This is a genomic window from Bdellovibrio sp. HCB-110, from assembly GCF_047323225.1.
Classification (GTDB): Bacteria; Bdellovibrionota; Bdellovibrionia; order Bdellovibrionales; family Bdellovibrionaceae; genus Bdellovibrio.
Window position 1 is genome coordinate 1,780,657 of the sequence record NZ_CP178750.1, and the last position, 10,823, is coordinate 1,791,479.

Annotated in this window: 11 protein-coding genes; all 11 read left to right on the forward strand. The window is 41.1% G+C overall.

From position 1 onward, the window contains the following. The first annotated feature begins 181 nt into the window (after positions 1-181). From ACL934_RS08540 to ACL934_RS08590, 11 genes are read left to right on the forward strand one after another with little or no spacing between them, the layout of a single operon-like run. Entirely contained in the window at positions 182-1,177 is a 996-nt protein-coding gene (locus tag ACL934_RS08540) for an NAD-dependent 4,6-dehydratase LegB (RefSeq protein WP_413613332.1), read from the forward strand. Further along, positions 1,170-2,312 carry a LegC family aminotransferase gene (locus ACL934_RS08545; protein WP_413613333.1) on the forward strand — a complete coding sequence of 381 codons (1,143 nt, stop codon included), beginning with the start codon at positions 1,170-1,172 and terminating at the stop codon, positions 2,310-2,312. The genes ACL934_RS08540 and ACL934_RS08545 overlap by 8 nt, the downstream gene beginning before the upstream one ends. Further along, positions 2,309-2,902: a NeuD/PglB/VioB family sugar acetyltransferase gene (locus ACL934_RS08550; RefSeq protein WP_413613334.1), complete on the forward strand. Its 594-nt coding sequence runs from the start codon at positions 2,309-2,311 to the stop codon at positions 2,900-2,902. The genes ACL934_RS08545 and ACL934_RS08550 overlap by 4 nt, the downstream gene beginning before the upstream one ends. Beyond that, positions 2,892-3,905: an N-acetylneuraminate synthase gene (gene neuB, locus ACL934_RS08555; RefSeq protein ID WP_413613335.1), complete on the forward strand. Its 1,014-nt coding sequence runs from the start codon at positions 2,892-2,894 to the stop codon at positions 3,903-3,905. Before ACL934_RS08550 ends, neuB begins: the two co-directional genes overlap by 11 nt. Continuing rightward, positions 3,902-5,062 (forward strand): UDP-N-acetylglucosamine 2-epimerase, encoded by a 1,161-nt coding sequence (neuC, locus tag ACL934_RS08560; protein WP_413613336.1) that lies wholly within the window; start codon positions 3,902-3,904, stop codon positions 5,060-5,062. The genes neuB and neuC overlap by 4 nt, the downstream gene beginning before the upstream one ends. Next, positions 5,055-6,107, forward strand: a complete 1,053-nt coding sequence (locus tag ACL934_RS08565) for a nucleotidyltransferase family protein (protein ID WP_413613337.1) — start codon at positions 5,055-5,057, stop codon at positions 6,105-6,107. The genes neuC and ACL934_RS08565 overlap by 8 nt, the downstream gene beginning before the upstream one ends. An 8-nt stretch (positions 6,108-6,115) precedes the next feature. After that, positions 6,116-7,417, forward strand: coding sequence for a glutamate-1-semialdehyde 2,1-aminomutase (locus ACL934_RS08570; protein WP_413613338.1), 1,302 nt, complete (start codon positions 6,116-6,118; stop codon positions 7,415-7,417). A gap of 7 nt (positions 7,418-7,424) precedes the next feature. Continuing rightward, a complete protein-coding gene (locus tag ACL934_RS08575; RefSeq protein WP_413613339.1) occupies positions 7,425-8,147 on the forward strand; it encodes an SDR family oxidoreductase in 723 nt (240 codons plus the stop codon). Between the two features lie 9 nt (positions 8,148-8,156). Beyond that, on the forward strand, positions 8,157-8,846 hold the full coding sequence (locus ACL934_RS08580; protein WP_413613340.1) for a cytidylyltransferase domain-containing protein: 690 nt from the start codon (positions 8,157-8,159) through the stop codon (positions 8,844-8,846). Further along, positions 8,843-9,832, forward strand: coding sequence for a Gfo/Idh/MocA family protein (locus ACL934_RS08585; RefSeq protein ID WP_413613341.1), 990 nt, complete (start codon positions 8,843-8,845; stop codon positions 9,830-9,832). Before ACL934_RS08580 ends, ACL934_RS08585 begins: the two co-directional genes overlap by 4 nt. 10 nt (positions 9,833-9,842) lie before the next feature. Then, positions 9,843-10,820 (forward strand): hypothetical protein, encoded by a 978-nt coding sequence (locus tag ACL934_RS08590; protein WP_413613342.1) that lies wholly within the window; start codon positions 9,843-9,845, stop codon positions 10,818-10,820. Positions 10,821-10,823 lie beyond the last annotated feature (3 nt).

Sequence of the window (10,823 nt, forward strand, 5' to 3'; positions counted from 1 at the left end):
AAGTTAGTGGAATAAATTTATTTCTGCATCAAAAAAAATGGTGTTTATATATCTTTTTAAAGAAGACCTGGCTCGGCGCATACCTGTTTCGTATTAAAAAATAAGTAATGGCGCCATTCGTCAAGTCCGTGCTTTCAATGGACTGTTTTCATTTAAGGGAATAGTGTTTTGCACTCCTATCATGAGGTGTAAGTTGTCAAAAAAGGTACTCGTAACTGGTGCGGATGGTTTTATTGGTTCTCATCTTACGGAAATGCTTATTGAGCAAGGGTATGACGTAAGAGCGCTAGCTCAATATAACTCGTTTAACAATTGGGGATGGCTTGAAGATTCGCCTTATAAAGGAAAGTTTGAAGTTATCAGTGGCGATGTTAGAGATCCGTTTTTCTGCAAGGAGGCTGTTAAAGGTGTAGATACCGTTTTTCATCTTGCAGCGTTAATTGCTATTCCTTTTTCGTACGTGGCCCCACAAAGTTATGTTGAAACTAATATTACCGGAACGCTCAATATCTGCAAGGCTGCACTTGAATCGGGTGTGCCACGAGTGATTCATACATCTACGAGTGAAGTTTATGGAACAGCTGTTTATGTGCCGATTGATGAAAAGCATCCTCTGCAGCCCCAATCCCCTTACAGTGCATCAAAAATTTCTGCGGATGCGATGGCCATGAGTTTTCATAATTCGTTCGGTCTTCCATTAACAATTGCTCGTCCATTTAATACCTATGGTCCTCGTCAATCCGCAAGAGCTGTGATTCCTACGATCATTTCTCAAATTGCTTCAGGGAAAAGGGTCTTGAAGCTAGGTGATGTGTCTCCGACGCGTGACTTTAACTATGTTGCTGACACGTGCCGAGGTTTCCTGGCTTTGGCGAACAGCGCAGCTGCAATTGGGAAGACCGTTAATATTGGTTCAAATTATGAAATTTCAATTAAGGATACGCTATCATTAATCGGAAAGATAATGAACGCTGAGGTCGACTATCAGCGCGATGAAGTACGCATTCGACCTGAAAAGTCGGAAGTACATCGTCTATGGTGTGATAACTCTTTGATTAAATCTCTTACCGGTTTTGAACCAAAGTATACGATTGAAGTGGGTCTTAGAAATACTGTTGAGTGGTTTCTAAATCCCGAGAATTTAAAAAAGTATAAGGCTGATATCTACAATGTTTAATGACGTTATCGGATTTATCAAAAACCTTTACGGGGAAAGATCCTTTATTGGGCTTCATGAGCCCATCTTTGGCGGTAATGAACGTAAATATGTAAATGAGGCTATAGACTCCACGTTTGTTTCTTCCGTTGGTAAGTTTGTTGATCAGTTCGAATCGAAATTTGCAGAGTATATTGGTGGTGGCCATGCGATTGTTACCTCCAATGGGACGTCCGCTCTTCACGCGGCTCTTCATCTGTTAGATGTTGGTCCCGGCGATGAAGTTATTACGCAAGCTCTCACATTTGTAGCGACTGCCAATGCAATTGCCTATTGTGGCGCGCATCCTGTTTTTCTTGATAGTGATATTAAAAATCTAGGACTCTCTTCGTTGGTTTTGGAAGAGTTTCTTACGCAAAACGCGGAGGTACGTGACGGTGTTTGCCGCAACAAAAATACAGGCAGAATCATCAAAGCTTGTGTGCCGATGCATGTTTTTGGACATCCAGTAAATATTGAAGAAATTGTATCGATCTGTGGTCGTTTTCATATTGCTGTTCTTGAAGATGCAGCTGAGTCAGTGGGAAGTCTATATAAAGGCGTCCATACTGGATTATTTGGAAAAATGGGCGTTTACAGCTTCAATGGCAATAAAATTATAACTGCCGGTGGTGGGGGATTGATTGTCACCCGTGATGCTGCTCTGGGAAAGCGCGCAAAGCATGTGACAACCACCGCTAAAGTGCCCCACGCATGGGATTTTTATCATGACGAAGTTGGATTTAATTATCGAATGCCAAACCTTAACGCTGCGCTTGCCCTTGGGCAGCTTGAACGTATACCAGAATTTGTTTCTTCAAAAAGAGCAATCGCGGAAGAATACGGAGCGTTCTTTGATAAAAAAGGTATTCAGTTTGTCAGAGAGCCAGCAGATGCGCGCTCCAATTATTGGCTGAATGCAATTGTCTTGGATAATCGTGAACAGCGCGACTTGTTCTTGAGGGAAACGAATGGGGCGGGGGTTATGACACGGCCGATTTGGCAGTTGATGTCAGAATTGCCAATGTATAAGAATAGTCAGTTTTCTGATCTTCAAGTGGCTAGATATCTTCGTGATCGTATCGTTAATCTTCCAAGTAGTGTGAGGATAGGTTGAAAGATCTATATTTGATTGGGGCGGGAGGGCACTGCGCTTCATGCATTGATGTCATCGAGTCGACTGGTATATTTAATATACGAGGCGTTTTTGATTTACCTGAAAAAGTAGGCGAAAAAATTTTAGGATATACAATTATCGGCAGCGATGAGGATATTTCTAAGTACATCCAAAATAATTCAAGTTTTCTTATTACAATAGGACAGATAAAAAGCGCCTCTCCGAGAATAAAAGTTTTTGAAAGTTTGATTAAATCTGGTGCGGAGTTAGCAATCGTAGTTTCGCCTCGCGCGTACGTGGCCCCCTCGGCTGAGGTAGGTTTGGGTACTATTGTCATGCACGACGCTCTTGTTAACGCCAGGGCAAGAATTGGAATAAACAGTATTATTAATACAAAGTCTCTGATTGAGCATGATGCTGAAATTGGCAACCACTGTCATATTTCGACAGCGGCTGTTGTAAATGGTTCGGCAAGGATAATGGATAAAGCCTTTTTGGGAAGTAATGCGACCGTCAGGGAAAAGGGGCTGGTTTCTGAGGCAGCAGTAATACCTGCTGGGTGTTTCGTAAGGGATAGGTATGATATCTAAAAAAACGGTTATTATAGCTGAGGCTGGGGTCAATCATAACGGTGACTTTGAGACCGCTTGTAGGCTCATTGATGCTGCAGCCGAAGCTGGTGCCGATTATGTGAAGTTTCAAACCTTTAAGGCAGATTCTTTGGTTACTAAAGACGCCAAAATGGCTCAATATCAGATTCAAAATACTGGGGAGCTTGATCAGAGCCAGTATCAGATGTTGAAAAATCTTGAGTTGTCTTTTGAGGCGCATCATGACTTGGTAAATTATTGCTCCAAAAAGGGCATTCGTTTCTTCTCTACTGGTTTTGATTTGGAAAGTCTTCAATTTCTTAAGACACTAGGTATGGGTTTATGGAAAGTTCCGAGTGGGGAGATTACCAATCTTCCATACCTTGAGTTTATCGCCGAGTGTAACGAGCCTGTGATTATTTCAACCGGAATGTCGGATATTTTTGATGTTCGTAATGCTGTTTCAGTTTTCCTAAGCAAAGGCTTATCAAAAGATAAGATTACCATCCTCCACTGCAATACTGAGTATCCCACCCCTTATTCCGACGTGAATTTAAATGCAATGGCGCCACTTGGCCGAGAGTTTGGGGTTGCTTTTGGGTATTCTGATCATACTTTAGGAATTGAAATTCCCATTGCAGCTGTATCTTTGGGAGCTTCGGTGCTTGAAAAGCACTTTACGCTTGATCGTAAGATGAAGGGACCTGATCACAAGTCATCCTTGGAACCACACGAATTGAAGGCGATGATATCTAGTATTCGTCATGTCGAAATGGCTTTAGGTGTCAGTGAAAAAATCGTTTCGCCAAGTGAATTTAAAAATAGAGCAGTGGCGAGAAAGTCGATCGTGGCGAAAAAGCCGATTAAAAAAGGAGAAGAGTTTACTTCTGATAATCTAACCACGCGTCGACCTGGAGATGGTATATCTCCGATGAAGTGGTATGAAATTCTTGGAAAAACTGCGGTCAGAGACTTTTTGGAAAACGAGAAAATTGAACTATGAATGTATGTGTATTTACTAGTACTCGTGCAGATTTCGGCCTTCTCTCTCCGTTAGTTCGGGAGATGTCACACCGACGTCAGTTTAACGTACGCTTGTTCGTAACGGGAACTCATTTGGACGATGCTCATGGATACACGTACACTGAAATACAAAAAATGGGCTGGAAAGCATTTTATGAAGTCCCAATAAGCATGAAGAATCTCGATGGAACTCATCTTTCCACTTTTAGCAAATGTATCGAATCGTTCACTGTGACTTTAGTTAAGAACGTTCCTGACGTTGCAGTGGTTTTGGGTGACCGCTTTGAGGCTCTGGCTTTTGCAATTGTTGCTCATTCCCTTGGGATTCCTTTGTGCCATTTGCACGGGGGAGAAGTGAGTTCGGGAGCTTTGGACGACGAATATCGACACTGTATAACGAAGCTATCTTTCCTTCATTTTCCTTCATCATCAAAGTCAATGAATCGAATCGTCCGGATGGGTGAGAATCCTGAAAGAGTATTCAATGTCGGTGCGTTGGCAATTGATAATATTAAGTCAGTTTCTTTATTGGGGGCCGGAGAACTGTCTAAGGATCTAAAAATAGACACAACATTTCCGTTTATAGTAATGACTTATCATCCGGAAACGGGGACTCCCGAGGCTGATAAGTTGCAGGTTCCCGCAATTCTTAACGTTCTGGATAAATGGATTTCAAAAGGATTTAAAGTTATCGCTACACGTAGTAATGCGGATCAGGGAAATGACTGGGTTCATGAGCAATTGAATTTGTTTGCAGCCGCTCATGAGGACGGATTCTATTATATGCAGTCCCTGGGAATGGTTAGATATCTATCTTTGGTGAGATTGGCAACTGCGGTGGTGGGAAATTCATCCAGCGGTCTGTATGAGGCAGCGCCGTTGGGAACGCCTACTATTAATATCGGTAACCGGCAGCGGGGACGCGAACGAGCCGGATCTGTAATTGATGTCTGGTCAGATACCAGTGTTAATGAAAAAGAATTTGAATTAGCATTGGAAAGCGCTGCGAAAGCTAAAGCCGCTGGCATTGATGTTAAGGATTCACCTTTCGGCAATGGATCGGCAGCAAAAACAATATGCGATATTATGGGTAAAACTTTCTTTAAACCATTTATGAAAAAAGAATTTTATGAATAACTGGGGCCGATTTAAAGTACATCCTGAAGATTCTATTATTAATGCGTTGAAAGTAATTGAGGCGGGAGGACTGAAGTTTTCTGTTGTCGTTGGCGATGATGGCAAGCTCTGTGGCACTCTTACAGATGGTGACATTAGAAGGGGAATTCTTAACGGAATGGCGCTGCAAGAAAAGGTTTCAAAAGTAATGAATGTAAAACCAATAGTCGTGTCTTCCAAAATGAATGACAATGAAACATTAAATTTGCTGAGAAAAAGCCAGATTAATCATCTTCCAAGAATTGACGCAAATGGAAGATTGGTCGGAATCGCATCTATAGATGAACTGCAAGAAGAAAACTCCTTAAGGGAGAATGCAGTTATATTGATGGTAGGCGGTCTCGGCGCCCGATTAGGAGAGCTAACGGCCAACTGTCCTAAGCCGATGCTTAAGGTTGGTGAGAAACCAATCTTAGAAATTATTATCGAAAATTTTAAAAAGGCCGGGTTCAAAAATTTTTTTCTTTCTGTAAATTACATGTCAAACGTAATTGAAGAATACTTTGGAAACGGAGAAAGGTTTGGCATACGCATTCAGTATTTAAGAGAAAAGAGTCGTATGGGTACGGCGGGTTCATTGAGTTTGTATGAACCCATTAATGATTTACCAGTTGTAGTAATGAACGGTGATTTACTTACGCAAGTAGACTTTGTTTCTTTGTTGGATCACCACCTTCAGAACGAGTTTGATGCAATGATGTGTGTGCGCCAGTATGACCATCAAATTCCTTTTGGAGTTGTCCATGTTGATAAAGGCGAAATGTCATATCTTGAAGAGAAGCCTGTTCATTCTTATCTGGTAAATGCCGGGATTTACGCTTTAAAGCCGAGTATTTTAAAGCATATTCCGCCTGACAGTTATTTAGATATGCCTTCTTTCCTGTCGGATCTAAAAATCAGAAATGGGCGAGTTGGTGTTTTTCCAATTCATGAGTATTGGCTAGATATTGGCCGAAAAGACGACTTTATAAAAGCAGAGCTAGAGTATTTAAATAGATTTAAGTAGAGGTTTCTATGGCGGAAAATAATTATAGTGAAAGATTGAATCGCGTTATCCCGGGCGGAGCGCATACTTACAGTCGCGGAGATGACCAGTTTCCTTTAAATGCACCACAAATTTTAGAGAAGGGTAAAGGTGCGTATGTTTGGGATGCGCACTCCAAAAAATATCTAGATTACGGGATGGCTTTGAGGGCTGTAAACTTAGGCTATGCACATGACGAAGTCGATGCAGCGGCTATTAAACAAATTCATTTAGGCAATAATCTCACAAGAGCTTCTTTAATTGAGTTAGAAGCGGCTGAAAAGATCGTGGACTTAATTCCCTCTGTGGAAATGGTTAAATTTGCTAAAAATGGTTCTTCGGTAACAAGTGCGGCAATTAAGCTTGCGCGCGCCTATACAGGAAAAAAAATGATTGCTCGCTGTCTACAGCACCCGTTTTTTTCCTACGATGATTGGTTTATTGGCGACACAACTTTAAAAAGAGGTATTCCTGAAGAAACGTCAGCTCTGACAGTTAATTTCAATTATAATGATATTGCGTCTTTGAATGCGCTTTTTGAAAAATATCCTAATCAAATTGCGGGCGTAATTTTGGAGCCTGCAACTCACGAGGAACCTAAAGATAACTTTTTGCAAAAGGTTCGTGAAACGTGCACTAAAAATAGTGCGGTAATGATCCTGGACGAGATGATCACTGGCTTTCGCTGGCATCTTAAAGGCGCTCAAACATATTACGATGTTAGTCCGGATCTTTCGACTTTCGGTAAAGCCATGGCAAATGGTTTTTCTGTGGCTGCCTTAGGCGGTAAAAAGGAAATCATGGATCTTGGGGGAATTAAAAAAATCGGCCAAGAAAGAGTCTTTTTGATGTCGAGCACCCACGGTGCGGAGATGTGTAGCTTGGGAGCATTTGTTAAGACTATGGAAATTTGTCAACGAGATTCAGTCGTTGACAAATTATGGGATTACGGCTCAAAGCTTATCAATCAAGGTAATAACGTTAGTAAAGAACTGGGATTGTTGGACCACTTTAAGTTTGAAGGAGTTGGTTGCTCACCGGTTTACGTTACTAAAGACAAATCTGGTGCCGTTTCGCTTGAGCTAAGAACACTGTTCTCTCAAGAAATGTTAGAGAGAGGCGTCATGATGCCGTGGATTGCATTGAGTGCAAGTCATGGTGAACGCGAGTTAGAGACTACCATGGAAGCGCTTCGTAGTGCATTGCAAGTGTACTCTCGCGCACTCGAAGGTGATGTGAGAGCTTATTTAAAAGGTTCAGCTATTAAGCCAGTATTTAGAAAGTATAACTAGGTTGACTATGAATTGCGTTGCAATTATTGGGCATGGCTTGATCGGATCAAAGATTCGCGAAGTATTTGAGAAAAACAAGTATAAAGTTCTGATTTTGGATATTGCTAAACCTAGCGGGGATATAGATTTTATTGAAATGAACATTGGCTCTGAAGATTCAGTTCGCTCTGCCATTGTCCAAATCAAAGAAAGAGGACTAAAAATTGGATCGGTTATTAATACCAGTTATCCAAGGACTCCTTCTTATGGAAGAAAACTAGAAGACGTGACCTTGGAATCCTTTAACGAGAATGTCTCAACTCACCTGGGTGGGTACTTTAACGTCATGAAACACTTCGGTGAATACTTAAAGGAAGTGGGCGGGGGGGCAATGATATCTTTTTCATCAGTATACGGAGTTATTGCACCTCGATTCGATATTTATGAAAACATGAAATTTTCAATGCCGATCGAATATGCAGCAGTTAAATCTGCCCTTGTTCATTTGAATCGGTACTTTGCTAAATACTACCGAGGTTCGGACGTTCGATTTAATTCAATTTCTCCAGGTGGTGTTTTTGGGGGCCACGATCCGTCCTTCGTGTCTTCGTATGGCAAATATTCTTTGAGTTCTCGTGGAGGTATGTTGTTGCCCGAAGATTTATGTTCTGCAGTCATGTTTCTGTGTGATGAAGCTTCGAAATACGTCAACGGCCAGAACATCGTTGTGGACGATGGCTGGACCCTTTAGGAAAGTTTTATGAAAACTTTAGCTTTGGTTTTGGCTCGCGGAGGCAGTAAAAGGCTGCCCGGAAAAAACATAATGGAGATTTGTGGTAAGCCTTTATTGGGTTGGACTGTGGAAAGTGCATTGAACAGTCCTTCAATTGATAAGGTTTTAGTTTCTACAGATTCACCATCTATACAGTCCGTTGCCTTGAAATATGGCGCGGAGTGCCCCTTCTTAAGACCTGATTATCTATCTTCAGACACTGCAACATCCGTAGATGCTGCAATTCACGCATTAGATTATGCGGAAGAAAAATGGGGGAAATTTGATTCTCTGATTCTTCTTGAACCAACTTCTCCATTACGAAAAAAAGATGATCTGGAAAATGGAGTTCAGTTGTTGAGAAAGGAATTTAATAAAGCGGATGGAGTTGTGAGTATAGGAAAAATTCAACTCGAGAATCCACTTTATTGTAAAGAAATTAAAAATGGATTTGTTTCTCCGCTGGACGTTCGAGCAGAGGGAAAAGATTTCTATTTCCCGTACGGGGTATTTTACCTGGTTAAAACCTTAGTTTTGCGGGAAAAAAAAGCCTTTTATACCGATCAGATGCTTCCTTACTTTATTGAGCGTTGGCAAAATTACGAAGTTGACGATATGTTTGATTTTAAATGTGTAGAATCTATTTTACAGATGAAGATGAGCGAGGTTTCCAAATGAAATTTTTAGTAGTGGGTTTAGGTTCAATGGGCAAACGAAGAATTCGTTGCCTAAAAGCTCTTGGATTTGCTGATATCGTTGGCTTTGATCCACGCGAAGACAGAGTGGAAGAGGCGAAGAAGCTATATGGTGTTGCAGGTACCACGAATTTAAAGAGTCTTAATATTGGCGAACTCGACGGGATGGTAATTTCAACTCCGCCGGATCTTCATAACCATTACATCAAGATGGCTATCGACAATAATAAGCCTGCTTTTGTTGAAGCCAGCGTTCTTATAGATGGGCTAGAAGAGTTGCAAACTCTTGCCAAGGAGCAGGCAGTATTCATCGCGCCGTCCACAACTCTGCGATTTCATCCGATTGTCAAGGACATCAGAGAGATTATTCAATCAAAGATTTATGGAAAGATCACCAATTTCAGTTACGTTTCCGGTCAATACCTTCCTGATTGGCATCCGTGGGAAGATATTAAAGACTTTTACGTTTCTAAAAAAGAAACAGGTGGTGCTCGTGAAATCGTACCATTTGAAATGACCTGGATGACTGAGGTTTTTGGCTGGCCCAAAAAGGTTCAATGCGTATTTGGAAAAACATTCAACCTGGGTGTGGATATTGACGATACGTATGCATTAAGTATGCAATATGACGGATTCATCGGCCAACTAATGGTAGACGTTGTTGCAAGATTCGCCCAAAGACATCTGATAATCAATTTAGAGCGTGCACAGATCGTTTGGAATTGGAATGACGGTGCATTCAAGGTGTATCAAGCTGACAATCAAAGATTTATTTCTTACGAGCAGCCATCTTCTTCCGCTGCTAGTGGATACAATAAAAATATTGTGGAGCAGATGTACATTGATGAAGTGAAAGCGTTTGTTGCTGGTATCAAGGATTCATCCAAATATCCAAACAGTTTGTCTGAAGACATCAAAGTTTTAAAACTGCTCCTAAACGCTGAGGCAAATTACAAAGCGCTAGTTTAAAGAGGATCTTATGAAAGTATTTATTTCTTCACTAGGGGTTATGGGACGTCGTCATTTTAGTGGTGCGCTTTTGGCAGCCGCAGAGATCATTGCCTTTGACCCTAGTGATGCTTCGATAGAAAAGGCGAGGGAGACACTTCACAAGCCTGAGTTTAAGGATGCTAAGGTTGAGTTTGTTAAAAGTCTTCCAGTAGGTAAAGAGTATGATGTCGCCATTTTTTCTGAGACAGCTGACTATCGAAAGGATAATTTTCTAAATTTTTTAGAAACTAACAAAGTAAAAAGAGTTTTGCTAGAAAAGCCAATTGTTCGATCTGAAAAGGACCTTGCCGAGATCTTCAGCAGATGCAAGGAGCTAATTGCTTCCGGTGTAACGGTAAATGTTAACTTTCCTCGTCGCAGTTGGCCTTTTTATCAAGCGCTAAAAAACGAGCTAAAGAATGAAAAGTTTATTGAAATGACTCTCAATGGCGGTGCCGTTGGACTAGGGTGTAACGGAATTCACTATTTAGATACGTTTTCATTTTTGACTTCGGAATCTGCAGAACCTTTAAAAATTTTATTTTCCCAAGTCACCGACGTTCTTGTCGGAAGTGGGCGAGGAGAGCGGTTTAAGGATTACGGTGGAAAATTTTTAGTTGCCAAAGGATCGAATTCCTTTTTCTTAACAATTAACCCTGAAAGTACTGCAACGCCAATTCTGACAATAAAAGGAAATAATAAAACACTTTGGATAGACGAAAATAATTATACTTATAGAAAGTGGACTAAAGAAGCTGGATTTGAAAAGCCGAATTATCTTTACGGTCAGGATTATAAAATCACTTCCGAGGGATCCGTGGAATATCGGGATTTAATCAGTTTAACCAAGGGATGGTTGCAGGGGGAGATCAGTCTCCCTACACTTGCTGAAGCACAAGAGAGTCATTTAGCTCTTTTTGAGCTGTTGAAAAGTGCAAAAGTTCAAGAGCCTTATTTATTTACGTAAAGG